The following is a 16,563-nucleotide window of genomic DNA, read 5'->3' on the forward strand; positions in this document are numbered from 1 at the left end:
CGCGCGGCGGCCTCGGCGGCCCGCACCAGCGGCTCCAGCTCCTCGGCGGTGACGGCGGACCGCGACACCACCCCGGAGGCGGTGCCCTCCTTGCCGTCGACGGTGGCGACGACCGTCACCGACCGGCCCCGGGTGACCCCGTTCGTGGTCAGCGCGTTGCCCGCCCAGCGCAGGTTCGCCGTCGAGTACTCGTCGGCGATCACCACACAGCCGTCGGCCCGGGACAGCTCAAGAGCCCGCTCGACGATCTCGTGCGGCTTGTGCGCCTTGTTGTTCCGCGCGCTGTTGTTCCGCCCGCTCATCGACCGGCCTCCTGCGTCGTGTTCAGGCTGTGCTCGCCCGGGAGATGACCCCCGGACCCCCAGCAGATTCCGTGGTGAGCGCTCATCGACCGGCCTCCTGCGTCGTGTTCAGAATGTTGACGCCCTTGAAGAGGGCCGAAGGGCAGCCGTGCGACACCGCGGCGACCTGGCCCGGCTGGGCCTTCCCACAGTTGAAGGCACCGCCCAGGACGTATGTCTGCGGCCCGCCCACGGCCGCCATGGAACCCCAGAAGTCCGTCGTCGTCGCCTGGTAGGCGACGTCCCGCAGCTGCCCGGTGATCCGCCCGTTCTCGATCCTGAAGAACCGCTGACCGGTGAACTGGAAGTTGTACCGCTGCATGTCGATGGACCACGACCGGTCCCCGACGACATAGACCCCCCGCTCCACCCCGCCGATCAGATCCTCGGTGGACATCCCGGCAGGGTCCGGCCGCAGCGACACGTTGGCCATGCGCTGCACCGGCACATGCCCGGGGGAGTCGGCGTACGCGCAGCCGTTGGAGCGGCCCAGCTCGGTCAGCTTCGCGATACGGCGGTCGAGCTGGTAGCCGACCAGAGTGCCGTCCTTGACGAGGTCCCAGCTCTGCCCCGCCACGCCCTCGTCGTCGTACCCGATGGTCGCCAGGCCGTGCTCGGCGGTGCGGTCACCGGTGACGTTCATCAGCTCGGAGCCGTAACGCAGCTTGCCGAGCTTGTCGAAGGTGGCGAAGGAGGTCCCGGCATAGGCGGCCTCGTAGCCGAGCGCGCGGTCCAGCTCGGTGGCGTGGCCGATGGACTCGTGGATGGTCAGCCACAGGTTGGAGGGGTCGACGACCAGGTCGTAGACACCCGCCTCGACGCTCGGCGCGCGCATCTTCTCGGCGAGCAGCTCCGGGATCCGCGCCAGTTCGTCGTCCCAGTCCCAGCCGGTGCCGGTCAGATACTCCCAGCCGCGCCCGACCGGCGGCGCCAGCGTCCGCATCGAGTCGAACTCGCCGCTGGACTCGTCGACCGACACGGCGGTCAGCGACGGGTGCAGCCGTACGCGCTGCTGGGTGGTCACGGTCCCGGCGGTGTCCGCGTAGAACTTGTTCTCGTGCACGGTGAGCAGCGAGGCGTCCACATGGTTGATCCCGTCGGCCGCCAGCAGCCGCGTGCTCCACTCCGTGAGCAGCGCCGACTTCTCCTCGTCGGGGACGCTGAAGGGATCGATCCCGTACGCGGAGATCCAGGTCTTCTCCGCGTGCACCGGCTCGTCCGCCAGCTCGACCCGCTCGTCGGACCCGGCCGCCTTGATGACCTGCGCGGACAGCTTGGCCATCGCCACGGCCTGGGAGGCGACCTTCGCCGCGGCGTCCATCGTCATGTCCACCCCGGACGCGAACCCCCAGGTCCCGCCGTGCACCACCCGCACCGCGTACCCGAGATCCGTCGTGTCCGACGACCCGGCCGGCTTCGCGTCCCGCAGCCGCCAGGACGCACTGCGCACCCGCTCGAACCGGAAGTCCGCGTGGTCGGCGCCCAGGGCACGGGCGCGGGCCAGCGCGGCGTCGGCCAGGGCACGTAGGGGTAGCGCGAGGAAGGTTGGATCGATGCCGTGGGCCACAGGAGGCTCTCCCCTATTGATGTGTTCCTGCATGTGTCTGCGAGGCGGACAAGCCGCAGTCAAGCACGACACCATCGATCCTGCCGTGGCCAACGTGTACCGGTGGGGCGGAGGACAGTACAGGAAATGCCTCCGGCATGACTCACCACGTGAACACAGGGTGGCATGATGTCGCTATGCAGGGGTGGGGGACTGATTTTCGTATCTGGCTCTCGTCGCTCGACGAGTCCGAAATCCGCAGCTTTTTGACGTCGCATCACTGTCTGCGCCAGCAGTCCTGCGGGCGCCGTCACGATGGCCGTAACCGTACGCCGGTCACCCGGCGTGATGTGAACACCTTCCGGGTCTGGGTTACCAGAGCGAGACAGCCTCAGCTGCTGTCGGCCGGCTCCTGCGGCTTAGTCTGGGCGTGCCGGGCCCTCATCGAGGATCACGGCTGCTCGCCGCAGTTGTTGGAGGAACCGACCCTCGAACAACTTGAGACCATGCTCCGGGTCCTTGCGCCTCCGCTCGCCCGCTGCGCCCTGTACGGGCTGCTCTCCCCGGACATGCGGAAGGCGTCGATCGCCCGCATGGCTGAGAACCATAAGGACGTCCTGCGACGTGCGGCTGATCAGCAGCCCCCGTCGAACCCCGCCGAGATTCTCAGGAGAGTCGTGACAGCAGTAGGGCGTCCCGAACCGGTCGGCGAATCGAAGGGCACCGAGGATGCAGGGCCTTTCGATGAGGCGGTGACACCGTCCGGCGCGGATCGCGACTCGACCCTTGAAGGCCTGCTGGAGCAACTGGTCGACTCTGGAAGGCAGTTGACCGCCGCACTACGAAACGCCGCTGACGCGGTCGAATCGGGCCGCCGACCCGTGGCAGCACGTGAACTGGCGGACGCGATGAAGGTCTGGATCGGCTTGCGTGAGCGGGCTGCCGACCGCGGCGCGGACCAGGGAATGGACTGGTCGCACGAGTCCGACTACGCATGGCTGACCGCCGAGCGTGCCCGGTTGGAGAAGGCCCGCGCCGAACTTGCCGCGCTCCGCGAGAGGGCCGGGTCCTACGACACTCTTATCGACGCCGCTATGGATCCGGACGAGGCCGCGACGCTCACCGTGCTGCGCAATCGGGTACGGGCGCAGATCGACGAACTCGAAAGAACCGTCGGGGACGGTATGGGGGAAGCGACCCCCGGCGCCGAGCCCCTCGACGCGGCCCGTGCGCCGTCGCCTGCCGCGTCGCCCGCCGAGCCTGACGTGGTGCCCCCGCCGGTCACCACCGACGGGGAAGTCGGGACGAGCGACGGTGCCACAGCGCCACCGGCGGACGCCGTGTCCGAGGAACCGTTGCGGGTGGCAGTCGTACCCGGGACCAAGTACCTCGACCCAGAGCTGCGGAAATCCGTGGCCGGAGCGTCCTCGGCGGACGAGCCGGAGGCGTCCGACCCGCAGGCGGCCATGGGCGCCGAGCACGCGCCGACTTCCGGCACCCTCTCCGACTCCGAGGCACCCCCGGCCGTGGACGTCCTCGCAGAGGAGCCTGCGCGGAGCACCGCTCCGGACACGCCGGACACCGCGACGACCAGCACTGCGGACACCCTCTCCGACACCTGTGAGGAGAGTGCCTCCGGCTCCGCTCAATTGGAGATGATCCCCGAGCAAGAGCCGTGGCCCGCCTCGGTCGCGGACGCGGACTGGGAGGTCCGTGCGCCGTGGGAGACGGGGCTGGAGCCACCGGTCGCCGTGCTGGTCCGAGCAGGCCGCCTGGCCGAGGCCTATTGGATGACCGAGGCGTCCGCCGAACCCGACGTGCGTGCCCGGGCGCTGGCGTTCGCCGCGGCAGCCTTCGACTGCGTCACCGAGTCGGACGCCACTGCCGTACAGATCACGCACGACATCGTCGAGGGCTCGCTCGCCCGTGACCGGGACGCCCACCTCGTGGCCTGCGTCGCCGCCCTGCGCGCGGGGTTGACCGCCTGCTGGCCGCACGCGCTCGTCAGCGACTTCTCGCCGCCGGCCGGGCTGGCCGAGCCCTGGCAGGAACTGCTCACCGTCCTTGTGGCGGCCGTGCGCAACGGCCGGTCCTACGACCCGGGTGTGTACCACGCCGACGACCCGCAGCAGGACCACGACCTGCGAGAGGAACTCGGCACGCAGGCGAAGCAGTTGCTCAACAGCCTCTCCCGGCGCAAGACGAAATACCAGCGCGCCACCCGTGTGCTGCAGGACCTCGTCGGCCCGGGTGGAGAGCTCGGCCTGGCCCTGCGCGACGTCATCCAGTGGGTCGACGGCGGCCCGCTGCCCGCCACCGCCTTTCGGGACCGGGCCGAGCACTTGCGCAACCCCGATCACGTCGACCGACTGATCGAACAGACCGACAGCCGGTTCCGGACCCCCAAGCAGGCCAAGGAGCCGATAACCGCGGGCGCCCTGCGTCAACTGCACGCCGCCTGCCGGTCCGTGGCGGACGTCCTGACCAAGGCGGACGCGGTGGCGGCCAGCCTGCTGAAGCCGGCCGGACTCTCCCAGTCGGGCATTCCCGAACTGGCGTCCACGCGGCGCGGACTGCGGGACGTGGCATCGCCGCCCGGCGTGGGCGGCGCGGCTCTGGAACTGCTCCAGCGCTGGCTCGAGGGCAAACTGCCCGCCCCGGGTACTGATAGCCGTCAGGTCAAGGAGGACGGCAGTCCACGTCCCGCCACGGACTGCCTGCTCACGCTGTCCGAACTGCCGCGCGACAGCGGCGGTCTGCCCGACCTTCAGGATCTGCGCACCGCCCGTCGCCTGGCAGCGCTCATGGCGTCCCCGGACGCCGAACAGGCGCTGCGCCGCTACCTCGTCCGGGGCGACCTACACCTGGCGCGTGCGCTCGTGGACGCCGCGCGACAGGACCCCACCGGTTACGGGTCCCCGGACGCGGAATGGGGAGAGAGTGCTGAGCGGCGAGTTCAGCAGGGGCAGGAGAACTGGCGGGAGACCGTGCGCCGACGCCACACGGAGGCGGCAGTCCTGCTCGCCCAGATGCGCACGCTCAACCTGCTCGCACCCGATCAGGAGCGCGAGTTCACCGGGCGACTGCAGGAGTTCGCGGACGGTGACCAGGCTGGCCGCTACCGCTACGCGGTGGACCGGCTCGAAGCACTGCGACAGGAACTGTCCCAACTGGTGCAGCAGGACACCCGCCGACAGCGCCAGGAACTGGAACAACTGCGTATCGCCCCGTCCGACTACGACCGGATCGCCAGGCTCATCACCGAGGGCGACACCGTCACCGCCGAGGAGTTTCTGGCCCTGGCCCGTGGTGGCAAGCAACTCCCCGAGCGGCCTGAGGACGACGGCGAAGAACTCGCCGTGTTCCTCGCCGGACTGACCGGTCCGGGCGTTCCGCTGCCGGGTGGTGACGGTGTCGACGCCGACTGGTGGGCGGTCCGCCACGGCTCGGGTGCCCAGTTGACGGAGGCGGCCGACCTCGGCCTGCGCTCCTGGAAGGCGCTGTGCACGCGGCATGGACGCAACAGCGAATGGCAGCAGCATCTCCCGAGGGTGCTGCGACTGCTCGGCCTGGAGCCCAACGGCCAACCTGTCGTGGAGACCCGTACGCAGGGGGTGCGAAGGTTCAAGGTGCGGGCGAGGGTGGCCGAGAGGCCCGGCTACGTCGCCGCGCTGGGCTCCCAGGCCACCTCGTACACGGTCCAACTGATCTGGGAGGAACAGCGCGCGAACGGCCCGCTCGCCCATTTGGAGGACGCCGACGTCGACGCCAACATCGTGCTCTACCTGCACCCGCTGGGCGTCGAGGGACGACGTCGGCTGGCTGACGCGGCCCGGGCCAGCGCCCAGCAGGCTCTTGTCGTGGACCCGGCCGTGGTCGGCTGGATGGCCGCCCGCGCACCGGGCAGCTTCCGGGCGCTCCAGCGGATCACTCTGCCGTGGGCGGCGTACAACCCGTACACGCCTTTCGTCGCGGGACTGGTTCCTCCGGAGGTCTTCTACGGCCGGGACGAGGAGATGCGGGAGGTCATGGACCCGCGCGGCGGTCTCTTCCTCTACGGCGGACGGCAGCTCGGCAAGTCCGCGCTGCTGCGGCGGGTGGCCCGGCTCTTCCCGAGCCGTTCCGACGACTACGAGGCGGTGTACCTCGATCTGCTGAAGGCGGAGATCGGCCAGGCTGAGGCACCCGACAAGATCTGGAGCCTCCTCGCGGACGAGCTCAAGCGCCGGGGAGTCTTCGGGAACAAGGTGTCGGAGCAGGTCGGTCCGGATGTGGTCGCGCGCAGGCTCACCGACTGGCTGGACGCGGACGAGTCACGGCGATTGCTCGTGCTCGCCGACGAGGCCGATGCGTTCCTGACGGCCGACTCGCGCCGGACGTTCCGGACGGGCGGTGAGTCGACGTTTCCGAACGTCAAGCGCTTTCAGCAGCTCATGGAGCACTCGGAGCGGCGCTTCAAGATCGTTTTCGCGGGACTCCATCAGGTGCAGCGCTTTGGCGCGCTGTCCAACGTCTCGACGGCGCATGGCGGCCCCGATGTCCTCGTCGGGCCGCTGAAGCAGCAGGCGGCCCTCCGGCTCGTCACCGAACCCATGGCCGCCCTCGGCTACGTGTTCGCGAGGCCAGAGCTGATATGGCGGATCCTTGCCATCACCAACTATCAGGCCAACCTGGTGCAGATCTTCTGTAGCGAACTGGTCCGCACCCTGCACGCGCGGACCTACGACGGCAGGGACCGCGCCACGGCCATCTCCGAGAGCGACGTGCAGGAGGTCGCCGCATCCGAGACGCTCCGACGCCGGATCGCTGAACGGCTGCGGTTCACCATCAACCTGGAGGACCGCTACCGGGTCCTGGCCCTCCTCATCGCGCTGGAGAGCCTGAAGGACGGCTACCGGGGCGACTACAGCGCCAAGGAACTCCTCGACCTCGCCCGGGACGCCTGGCCGGAGGGCTTTGAGGAGTGCGGGGTGCAGCAGGCCGAGATCTATCTCAACGAGATGGTGGGACTCGGGCTGCTGATCCGCCTGGGAGACCGGGCGCGCTTCGCTGTGCGGAGCCCGAACGTCGTCAATATGCTCGGCACCCAGGAGGAACTGGAGACCGAGCTGCACGAGACCGAGTTCGGCCTTCCCTACGACTACAACCCGCGCGCCGCCCGGCGCATCCTCGGCCGGGACCGCAGCAGCGGTGTCCAGCGCTACAGCCCGCTGACCGAGGGCCAGCTGCACGAGGCCGCCCAGCCGGGTGTGTCCGTGGTGTCCACCACGGAGCTGCACCAGCCGGACCTGGTGCTCCAGGCCGTCGCCGCGTTCGCCGAGGGGCGAGGCGTGAAGGTGATGAGGTCGCAGCGCGAAGAAGACCTCGTAACCGTGCTGGCTGCCGCTGCTCGCCTGCGAACGGCTCACGTCGTCCTCGCCGACCTGCGGGGCGTGCCGGCCGACGCCCTGGGGGATGGACTGAGGCTCTGTGTCGAGCACGCCGGCCCCGCCGCAGACAAGCACGTACCTCAGAACGACGGACGTAAGAACAAGCAGAGCCGGTCGGTCCTCGTTCTGGCCGACGCCGGAGTGGTCGGTTCCCTGCGCGCAACCGACGAGAGGCGGCGGCTGCGCGTGCGCACTCTGCAATCTCGCCGATGGACCGCAGACTCGCTGCGAGCCTGGCCCGAATGTCCGTTCGACTCGCGTGAGGAGCGCCGTCGGTTGACGGACGCTGCCTCTGGATGGCCCCAGCTGACGGAGGTGGCGGTCGCCGACGTCTCGCTGCGCGGAGCGACGCTCGATGACGCCCTCGACCACATCCGTACGATCACTGCCAAACAGGCCAACGTGGACAGTCACCTCAGGAAGTCCGGTCTGACCGACAAGGACCTCTCCCTGCTCGTCCTGTGGACGGAATACGTCGAAGAGGGCCAGGGCGTGCCTGTCGACGATGTCGAGGCGGCAACAGGCCTTGGCTCTGAGGAGACCCGGGACTGGCTGGTCCACTTGGACGAGCTCAACGTACTCGACGAGACGGATGGGGGTATCGCGCTGGATCCCGTCACCTTCCGGGCTGTCCGCGCGCGGGCCGGGGAGACCGTGTGACGAGGGGCCGGCCTGCGCCGGCGCTAACGGCGCTGCCCGGAGTCAGGGCGCAGCTGGACGAGATCGCCGCCCAACTGGCGGCGGGTCTGAACTGCCTCTGGCTGCTGCCCGATCGACTGGTCGAGACGGGGCAGGCGGAAGAGCTTTACCGGGCCGCGCTCACCACCACACCCGACCGTCTGGACGTGGTGTCGCCGACCGTGCTCACCGTGCCCGCACTGCGGAACCGCGACGGTAGCGGAGCGGCGGACCGATCGGGCGGGCCTGCTGAACTGCAGTGGGAGGCGGACGCGGAGGAGGACGGGGCACCGGAGTGGGACGGCCTGCCCGACCTCGACTTCGACGACGACTTCGACATCGGCTGGCCCGACGCGCGCCCCGCGCCTGTCGCGCGCCCGGCCGCGCGAAAGCAGGCCGTGCCGGAAGTCTTCGAACGGCTGGGCAAGGAGTTGGGCGTGGGTCCCGGAGAGGTTGTCGCACGCCTCACCGACCCTGCTCAGCGCTGGCGGCCGGTGATAGGCCTGAGGGCCTGGGCGGAACCGGACGATCCGCGACAGCACGCCTTGGGCGTATCCGGTGGTGGTGCCCGGGGCGGCGCCGTCCAGCGGCTCTTCCACTCCCTGACCGCCGCAGTCAAGGAATCCGGCCTGCCGCCCCAGGGGCGTCCACGGCTATTGGTTGTGGCCCGAGTACGCGATGTCTCCACGGCACTCACCGATGAACTGGACAGGGACATCGCGACGACGGCGGTGCGCTGGTGGTGGGGCACGACCGGACGCCTCGACACGGCGACGGTGGTGGCATCGGTCCGGTCCGGCGGCCCGGTCGGCCCCGTCGGACAGCGGGTTCGAGCCGTAGTCCGGGAAGAGGTCGTCACCGAGGTCGCGGGATTCGACCTGGAACTCGCCCATCGGCTGGCCATGGCCTGGGACGGTCGGATCAGCCGACTCGGCCCCTCCCTGCGCTCCTGCCTCGGCACCGAGCAAATCACCCGAGCCGCCGACTGTCCGAACGCGGCTCTCGAAGCCGGGACCCGGAGACGTCCCGGTTCGAGGCTGCGGTCGGCCTGGTCCGGGGGCCTGGTGCAGTCGTGGGAAGGCAGGCTGCGCCGCCATCCGGCGGCCTGGTACACCGATGGTGGTCCGGACGCGCCGCCTGAGCTGGTCCTTCTCGTGGGGCAGGCCCAGCAGCGGGCTGTGTTCCCCTGGATCGAGGAGACCCGTGAACATTTCGTCCGCCTGGCCGCCCGCTACGCGACCCGGCCCCTGCTGGCCTTGGTCGAGGCCTACGCCCAGCGGCCCGTTGCCGACTACCGGACGAACCCGGACAAGGCCTTCGAACAACTGGAGGTCGGCGCTCTCCTCTCCGCATGTCACGATGGCAGCCTCGCTCTCCCGGGCGAGGAACTGCGCCTGCTGAAGGAACTCGTGAAGGCGAGGAACATCCTTGCCCACAGGGGCGCGCTCCGTGACGCCACGCTCGACGCGCTGTGTGAAGAGCTAACGCTCGCCCACCGGCGGTGGGCAAAACTGTAGGGATCCGACAGCCAGTCCGGTGAGCCACTGTCGGTGCCCCAATGCCCGCCCGCGGAATCGGGCCGATAGGTTTCGAGGGAAGGCGCTTGCCGTCCAGGCATTGCGGGCAAGCGTTCAGACCGCTAATGAAAGGGTGATCCGTTGAGCCGCTCGGTTCTCGTCACCGGAGGCAACCGGGGCATCGGCCTCGCCATCGCCCGCGCGTTCGCCGACGCCGGCGACAAGGTCGCCATCACGTACCGCTCGGGGGAGCCGCCGGCCGGCTTCCTGGCCGTCAAGTGCGACATCACCGACCCCGAGCAGGTGGAGCAGGCCTACAAGGAGATCGAGGCGCAGCACGGCCCGGTCGAGGTCCTGATCGCCAACGCCGGCGTCACCAAGGACCAGCTCCTGATGCGCATGTCCGAGGAGGACTTCACCTCGGTCATCGACACCAACCTCACGGGCACCTTCCGCGTCGTCAAGCGCGCCAACCGCGGCATGCTGCGCGCCAAGAAGGGCCGCGTGGTCCTCATCTCCTCGGTCGTGGGCCTCTACGGTTCGCCCGGCCAGGCCAACTACGCCGCCTCCAAGGCCGCCCTGGTCGGCTTCGCGCGCTCCCTCGCCCGTGAGCTGGGCTCGCGCAACATCACCTTCAACGTCGTCGCCCCCGGCTTCGTCGACACCGACATGACCAAGGTGCTCACCGACGAGCAGCGCGCGGGCATCGTGAAGCAGGTGCCGCTCGGCCGTTACGCGCGGCCCGAGGAGATCGCCGCGACGGTGCGGTTCCTCGCCTCGGACGACGCCTCGTACATCACTGGAGCCGTCATCCCCGTAGACGGCGGACTGGGAATGGGTCACTGATCACCATGAGCGGAATTCTCGAGGGCAAGCGCGTCCTGATCACCGGTGTGCTGATGGAGTCCTCCATCGCCTTCCACACCGCCAAGCTGGCCCAGGAGCAGGGCGCCGAGATCATCCTGACCGCGTTCCCGCGGCCCACGCTGACCGAGCGCATCGCCAGGAAGCTTCCCAAGCCCACCAAGGTCATCGAGCTCGACGTCACCAACGACGAGCACCTCGGGCGGCTGGCCGACATCGTCGGCGAGGAGCTCGGCGGCCTCGACGGCGTCGTCCACTCCATCGGCTTCGCCCCGCAGGACGCCCTCGGCGGCAACTTCCTCAACACGCCGTTCGAGTCCGTCGCCACCGCGATGCACGTCTCGGCGTTCTCCCTGAAGTCGCTGACCATGGCCTGCCTGCCGCTGATGCAGAACGGCGGCTCCGTCGTCGGCCTCACCTTCGACGCGAAGTTCGCCTGGCCGCAGTACGACTGGATGGGCCCGGCCAAGGCCGCGCTGGAGGCCACCAGTCGTTACGTCGCCCGCGACCTGGGCAAGCAGAACATCCGCTGCAACCTCGTCTCCGCCGGCCCGCTCGCCTCCATGGCCGCCAAGTCCATTCCGGGCTTCGGCGACCTGGCCGCCGTGTGGGACGACCGCTCGCCCCTGGAGTGGGACCTGAAGGACCCGGAGCCGGCCGGCAAGGGCGTCGTCGCCCTGCTGAGCGACTGGTTCCCGAAGACCACCGGCGAGATCATCCACGTCGACGGCGGGCTGCACGCGATCGGCGCGTGAGCGCTGCCGCTGAAGGCTCCACGACGGTACGAGGGCGCGCATCCATTCGGGTGCGCGCCCTCGTCGTACTCCTCTGCGCCGGGATCATCACTCGTTCGGCTCATCCGGCGGGCCGCCGGGGCGGGGTGCCGCGCACGCTGGACGTACACCACCCAGCCACTCGGCCGAGGAGGTACCCCTTGTGCGCATCTCCCGCAGCATCGCCCCAGCGGTCGTCGCCTTGGCTCTCGTCCTCACCCTCCCGTCCGAATCGGCACCGCATGCGCGCGTGGAGACCGGAGAGCGGCACGCGCGCGTAGTGGTGGACGACAAACCCGATCCGTTCGGGGCGGCCTGCCACAGCACCGTCACCGGCTCCCAGGTGATCGCGCACTGCTACAACCCCTACGTCGCCGTCGACCGCGTCCGGCTGCACATCGAGTGCGCGCGGTGGTGGGACATCGACAGCGACAGCGCCGCGGTCGCGACAGCGCCGGCGCGGACCGTACGGCTCACCGGGCGCTGCTGGAAGGAAGTCCGCTCGGTGTGGTTCAGCCACCAGCGGGTGGAGAGCTGACCCGTCCCGGACGGCAGTGGAACGGATACCCGGCAGCCTCGGCCGCGGCGGTTTCCGCGTCGCCCGCGCGGATGGCGTCCACGAGCCCGGCGTGGTCCATGTACGTCTCCGGGGTCAGCTCCTCACCCACGTCACCGCGCAGCCAGTCCCGCAGCACCTCGCCCAGGTCCGCGTAGACCGTCGTCACGACGTCGTTGTGGGACGCGGCCACGACCGCCATGTGGAAGGTCGCGTCGGCGGTCACGAAAGCCTCCGCGTCCCCCGACGCCCACGCCTCCTCACGCCGGGCCAGGAGCGCGTCCAACTGCTTCAGGTCCCTCTCCGTGCGGCGCTCGGCGGCCAGCTTCGCGGCGCTCGACTCCAGGGCGGAGCGCAGCTCGGCGATGTGGGTCGGGTCGGCGTCCGCGAAGCGGCGGTGCATCACGCCCGCGAGTTCACTGGTCGCGACGACGTAGGTGCCGGAACCCTGGCGGATGTCCAGCAGACCGTTGTGCGCGAGCGCGCGGACGGCCTCGCGGACCGTGTTCCGGGCGACGCCCAACTGCTCGACCAGCTCGGGCTCGGTGGGGATGCGGGAGCCGACCGGCCACTCGCCCGAGGTGATCTGGTTCCGCAGCGCGGCGATGACCTGCTCGGACAGCGCCGATCGGCGGGGATGGCTCAGCGGCATGGCACACCTTCGCACGGACGGGCCGACCGGGAGAGACCGGGCCATGGACAACCAATCATCCTATGATTCTATGATGGGTGTCATGGTGAGCGAGGAAACCCTGACGCCGACAGTCGCGCCCGAACGCGTCGCATCCCATCGCGCCGCATCCGATCGCGCCGCATCCGATCGCGCCGCATCCGCCCAGACCCGGGTCGAAGCGCAGGCCGGACCTCCGGCGCGGGACGCGCGCGCGTGGCCGACGCGCCTGGTGGTCGTGGGCATCGTCCTGACGGCCCTCAACCTCCGTCCCGCCATCACCAGCCTCGGGGCCCTCCTCGAAGAGGTGCGGGTCGGGCTCGGCATGAGCGGCAGCGTCACCGGGCTTCTCACCTCCGTACCACCGCTCTGCTTCGCCGTCTTCGGCGCCATGGCACCCCGGCTCGCCCGCCGCTTCGGCCCGGCCGTCGTCGTCTGCGCCGGCATGGTCGCGATAGCCGGCGGTCTGCTGATCCGGCCGTACGTCGGCGGTACGGCCGGCTTTCTGGCCGCGAGCGCCCTCGCCCTGATGGGCATCGCCGTCAGCAACGTCCTGATGCCGGTCATCGTCAAGCGCTGGTTCCCGGACCGGGTCGGCTCCATGACGGGCCTCTACTCCATGTCCCTCGCCCTCGGCACCTCGTCCGCCGCGGCCGTCACCGTGCCCATGACCGCGGCCCTGGGCGGGAGTTGGCGGGCGGGCCTGGCCGTATGGGCGGTCCTCGCGGCGGCGGCCGTGGTGCCGTGGCTGCCGTTCGTACGGGATCGCGGCGCCCGCTCCGCCGAGCGGGCCGGGGGAGCGGCGGCCCCCGTACGCGAAACAGGGCCCGCGCCGCGCATCACCCGGAGCCCCACCGCCTGGGCGCTCGCCGTGTTCTTCGGGCTCCAGGCGACCGCCGCCTACATCACGATGGGGTGGATGGCGCAGATCTTCCGGGACGCGGGGGTCCCGGCAGGCACGGCGGGGCTGCTGCTGGCCGTCACGATGGTGATGGGCGTCCCGCTGGCCTTCGTGATCCCCCGGCTCGCCACCCGGCTGCCCCGCCAGGGGCCGATCGTGGTCGTCCTGGGCGTCTGCGGGCTCCTCGGGTACGGCGGCCTCCACCTCGCCCCGGCGGCGGGAGCCTGGGCGTGGGCGCTGCTGATCGGCGTCTCCAACTGTTCCTTCCCGCTGGCGCTCACCATGGTCGGCATGCGGGCCCGCACCGGCGCCGGGGTGGTCAAGCTGTCCGCCTTCGCACAGAGCACGGGCTACCTGATCTCGATCCCCGGCCCGCTCGTCGTCGGTGTCCTCTACCAGCACAGCGGCGGCTGGGGCCTGCCCCTCGCCCTCATGGCCGCCCTGATGCTCCCGCAGATCGTGGCGGGCATCCTGGCCGGCCGCGACCGGGTGGTGGAGGACGAGGCGGCCCGCTGAGCCGCACCCCCGGGGGCTCCATCGCGGCCGGGGGTGCGAGACTGGGCGTATGCCAGTGCTCGACCCGAACCCCCAGAACGGCCAGAAGAAGATGCTCCTGGTCTTCGGCTCGTTCCTCGCCATCTTCGTCGTCATCGGGATCATCGCGGCCATCGCGTCACCCTGAGTGCCGAGGGGTGGGGATAACCCCCCGTCCCCTAGGGGGCGAGTCTCAGGGTGAAGTGGGTGGATCACCGGATGGGTCGGAGCGCTCGGATTCCGTAGCTTCGAGATGTGGCAGCGAGGACGGGCCACAGACCACCCGGAGACCACGGAGGCGGCATGTCGGCCCCTACGCACACCCGACCCCACCCGGCGACCATGGGCGGCGTCGACATCCGGCTCCCCTGGTGGGCGGTCGCCCTGCCCGCCCTCGCCTTCGTCGCTCTTCTCCTGCTGATCCTGAATCCCGCGCAGGCCCAGGCGGCGAGCGGCGACCCCGCGATCGGCCATCTCCTGGAGCGCATACAGCAGGCACTGCTGAGCCACGCGCTGTGACGAGTGGCCAGCCCACCGGAAGCACCTGTACGGGTGCCGGGTATCCGCACTTCAACTCCCTGCGCCCCATGGCCTGTTTCGTGCGAAGCTGGGACACATGAGCGTCGCAGAACCCCGCAGGATCGTCCTCTTCCGGCATGCGAAGGCCGACTGGCCACAGGTCTCCGACCACGAGCGGCCGCTCGCCGACAGGGGCCGCATGGACGCCGCCGTCGCCGGGCGCAAGCTGGTCGACTCCGGTATCCCCCTCGACCTGGCCCTCTGCTCCACCGCCGTCAGAACCCGCGAGACCTGGAAGCTCGCCGTCCACGAGCTGCCCGAGCGACCGAAAACGGTCTACGAGGAGCGGATCTACGAGGCCTCGCCCGGCGAGCTGATCGCCCTGCTCAACGAGACCCCGGACGACGCGCAGAACGTGGTCCTGATCGGGCACAACCCCGGAATCCAGGGCCTCGCCGACATCCTCGCCGGCAGCGCCGAGGGAGATGCCCGCGAGCGTATGGACCGCCGCGGCTTCCCGGCCGCCGCCTTCGCCGTGCTCTCCTTCGAGGGAGCCTGGAAGAGCCTGGAGCCGGGCGCGACCAAGCTGGCCGACTACTGGGCGCCGTCGGAATAACCCCGGCCGCGCCGCGCAGCCCCACCGGCACCCGGCACGGCAGAGGCCCGGCACCCTTCGGTGCCGGGCCTCTGCCGTCCATCGGCGCCGGGCCTCGCCGCGCGTACGAGGGCGTGCACCGCTCGTCGCACGCCCAGCGCCCGGTCGTACACCCGGTTACTCGTCGTGTGTGTCCGCCGCCTCGACCTCTTCCCGGGTCACGCCGAGGAGGTACAGCACGGTGTCGAGGAAGGGGAAGTTCACCGCGGTGTGAGCGGCCTCGCGGACGACCGGCTTGGCGTTGAAGGCGACGCCGAGGCCGGCGGCGTTGAGCATGTCGAGGTCGTTGGCGCCGTCGCCGATCGCCACGGTCTGGGACAGCGGCACCCCCGCCTCGGCGGCGAACCGGCGCAGCAGCCGTGCCTTGCCCGCGCGGTCCACGATCTCCCCGACGACCTTGCCGGTGAGCCTGCCGTCGACGATCTCCAGCGTGTTGGCCTGAGCGAAGTCGAGACCCAACCGCTCCTTGAGGTCGTCCGTGACCTGGGTGAACCCACCCGAGACGACACCGACTTGGAAGCCGAGCCGCTTCAGCGTGCGGATCAGCGTGCGCGCCCCCGGCGTGAGCCGCACCTCGCTGCGCACCTTCTCCACCACCGAGGCGTCGAGCCCCTCCAGCAGTGCCACGCGCGCGTGCAGTGACTGCTCGAAGTCCAGCTCGCCGCGCATCGCGGCCTCCGTCACCTCGGCGACCTCCTTCTCGCACCCGGCGTGCGCGGCGAAGAGCTCGATCACCTCGTCCTGGATGAGCGTGGAGTCCACGTCCATGACCACCAGCCGCTGCGCCCGCCGGTGCAGTCCCGCCGCGACCACGGCCACATCCACGCCCAGCGCCACCGACTCGGTGACCAGCGCGGTCCGCAGCGTCTCAGGTTCCGTGCCGGAGACCGCGAACTCCACCGCCGTCACCGGGTACTTGGCGAGCCGGAAGATACGGTCGATGTTGCCGCCGGTCGCGGTGATCCGGGCGGCGATGCGGGCGGTGGACTCGGCGGTCAGCGGGTGGCCGAGGACGGTGACATGGGAGCGGCCGAGGCCACGGGGCCGGTTGTCGCCCAGGCCGGAGATGATCTCCGCCTGCATCTTCATCGACTCCGCCCAGCTGTGGACGGTCGCCCTCAGATCGCCCTCCTGCCCGGCGGGCGGCTCGGTCACGAGCGCGCACAGCACGATCCGGCCACGGGTGACGACCTGCTCGATGTCGACCACGTCGACGGAGTAAGCGGCGAGGGTGTCGAACAGCCCGGCGGTGATGCCCGGCCGGTCCTTGCCGAAGATCTTGACGAGGATGGTGGGGACGTCAGAGGAGGTCTGCGAAGCGCTCATGATGTGCCAACCGTATCCGGCACCCCGTGCCTTTGGCCCCTGAGGTCCGCCCAGCGGACGGAGAACACTGGGTTACCAGCGGTTGAAGCGCACCCGGATCGTGTACGACGCCCCGGAGAGCCCTCTCGGATCACCCCACGTCATCGGGCGCCTCAACGCCCCCGGGGCCCTCGCGGAGGAGGCGGTGGCGGTGGCGGTGGCGGCCCCTCCTCCGGTGGAGGCGGCGGAGCCGGCCAGGCACCCGACCCCGACCC

14 protein-coding genes are annotated in these 16,563 nt (G+C 70.4%); 9 read left to right on the forward strand and 5 right to left on the reverse strand.

The window, feature by feature from the left end; genetic code table 11:
- Positions 1–302, reverse strand: a 302-nt coding sequence (locus AWZ10_RS22195) for a PmbA/TldA family metallopeptidase (RefSeq protein WP_425264503.1), incomplete at its 3' end; no start/stop codon positions are given.
- An 82-nt stretch (positions 303–384) separates the two neighbouring features.
- Positions 385–1,908: a TldD/PmbA family protein gene (locus tag AWZ10_RS22200; protein WP_060891885.1), complete on the reverse strand. Its 1,524-nt coding sequence runs from the start codon at positions 1,906–1,908 to the stop codon at positions 385–387.
- A gap of 860 nt (positions 1,909–2,768) precedes the next feature.
- On the opposite strand from AWZ10_RS22200, the gene AWZ10_RS22205 reads away from it, so the two are divergent.
- The 5 genes from AWZ10_RS22205 (at position 2,769) to AWZ10_RS22225 (ending at position 11,686) form a co-directional block, all read left to right on the forward strand.
- Positions 2,769–7,976 (forward strand): hypothetical protein, encoded by a 5,208-nt coding sequence (locus tag AWZ10_RS22205; protein ID WP_060891886.1) that lies wholly within the window; start codon positions 2,769–2,771, stop codon positions 7,974–7,976.
- Complete coding sequence (locus tag AWZ10_RS22210) at positions 7,973–9,511, forward strand: hypothetical protein (protein ID WP_060891887.1); 1,539 nt, start codon at positions 7,973–7,975, stop codon at positions 9,509–9,511. Before AWZ10_RS22205 ends, AWZ10_RS22210 begins: the two co-directional genes overlap by 4 nt.
- Before the next feature lie 141 nt (positions 9,512–9,652).
- Positions 9,653–10,357: a 3-oxoacyl-[acyl-carrier-protein] reductase gene (gene fabG / locus AWZ10_RS22215; protein WP_046704938.1), complete on the forward strand. Its 705-nt coding sequence runs from the start codon at positions 9,653–9,655 to the stop codon at positions 10,355–10,357.
- A gap of 5 nt (positions 10,358–10,362) precedes the next feature.
- A complete protein-coding gene (gene fabI, locus AWZ10_RS22220) occupies positions 10,363–11,130 on the forward strand; it encodes an enoyl-ACP reductase FabI (RefSeq protein WP_046704937.1) in 768 nt (255 codons plus the stop codon).
- Between the two features lie 181 nt (positions 11,131–11,311).
- Positions 11,312–11,686, forward strand: coding sequence for a hypothetical protein (locus AWZ10_RS22225; protein WP_046704936.1), 375 nt, complete (start codon positions 11,312–11,314; stop codon positions 11,684–11,686).
- Here AWZ10_RS22225 and AWZ10_RS22230 read toward each other — a convergent pair.
- Positions 11,661–12,356 carry a FadR/GntR family transcriptional regulator gene (locus tag AWZ10_RS22230; RefSeq protein ID WP_046704935.1) on the reverse strand — a complete coding sequence of 232 codons (696 nt, stop codon included), beginning with the start codon at positions 12,354–12,356 and terminating at the stop codon, positions 11,661–11,663. The genes AWZ10_RS22225 and AWZ10_RS22230 overlap by 26 nt on opposite strands.
- Before the next feature lie 82 nt (positions 12,357–12,438).
- Here AWZ10_RS22230 and AWZ10_RS22235 point away from each other — a divergent pair, with 82 nt between their 5' ends.
- The 4 genes from AWZ10_RS22235 to AWZ10_RS22245 all read left to right on the forward strand — a co-directional run bounded on the left by AWZ10_RS22235 (position 12,439) and on the right by AWZ10_RS22245 (position 14,944).
- Complete coding sequence (locus AWZ10_RS22235; protein ID WP_409000784.1) at positions 12,439–13,791, forward strand: CynX/NimT family MFS transporter; 1,353 nt, start codon at positions 12,439–12,441, stop codon at positions 13,789–13,791.
- A gap of 49 nt (positions 13,792–13,840) precedes the next feature.
- Positions 13,841–13,957, forward strand: a complete 117-nt coding sequence (locus AWZ10_RS55135) for an SGM_5486 family transporter-associated protein (protein ID WP_005477623.1) — start codon at positions 13,841–13,843, stop codon at positions 13,955–13,957.
- A gap of 155 nt (positions 13,958–14,112) precedes the next feature.
- Positions 14,113–14,328, forward strand: coding sequence for a hypothetical protein (locus tag AWZ10_RS22240; RefSeq protein WP_060891889.1), 216 nt, complete (start codon positions 14,113–14,115; stop codon positions 14,326–14,328).
- Between the two features lie 97 nt (positions 14,329–14,425).
- A complete protein-coding gene (locus AWZ10_RS22245) occupies positions 14,426–14,944 on the forward strand; it encodes a SixA phosphatase family protein (protein ID WP_046704932.1) in 519 nt (172 codons plus the stop codon).
- Positions 14,945–15,100: 156 nt separating this feature from the next.
- Here the strand turns inward: AWZ10_RS22245 and serB are convergent, their stop codons facing one another.
- The gene (gene serB, locus AWZ10_RS22250; protein ID WP_046704931.1) at positions 15,101–16,309 is read right to left on the reverse strand and encodes a phosphoserine phosphatase SerB; all 1,209 of its coding nucleotides are present in this window, start codon (positions 16,307–16,309) and stop codon (positions 15,101–15,103) included.
- A 72-nt stretch (positions 16,310–16,381) separates the two neighbouring features.
- Positions 16,382–16,563 (reverse strand): hypothetical protein (locus AWZ10_RS52960; protein WP_208618543.1); only part of this gene is annotated, 182 nt, incomplete at its 5' end.

It is taken from the genome of Streptomyces europaeiscabiei (genome assembly GCF_001550375.1).
GTDB classification, from domain to species: domain Bacteria; phylum Actinomycetota; class Actinomycetes; order Streptomycetales; family Streptomycetaceae; genus Streptomyces; species Streptomyces europaeiscabiei.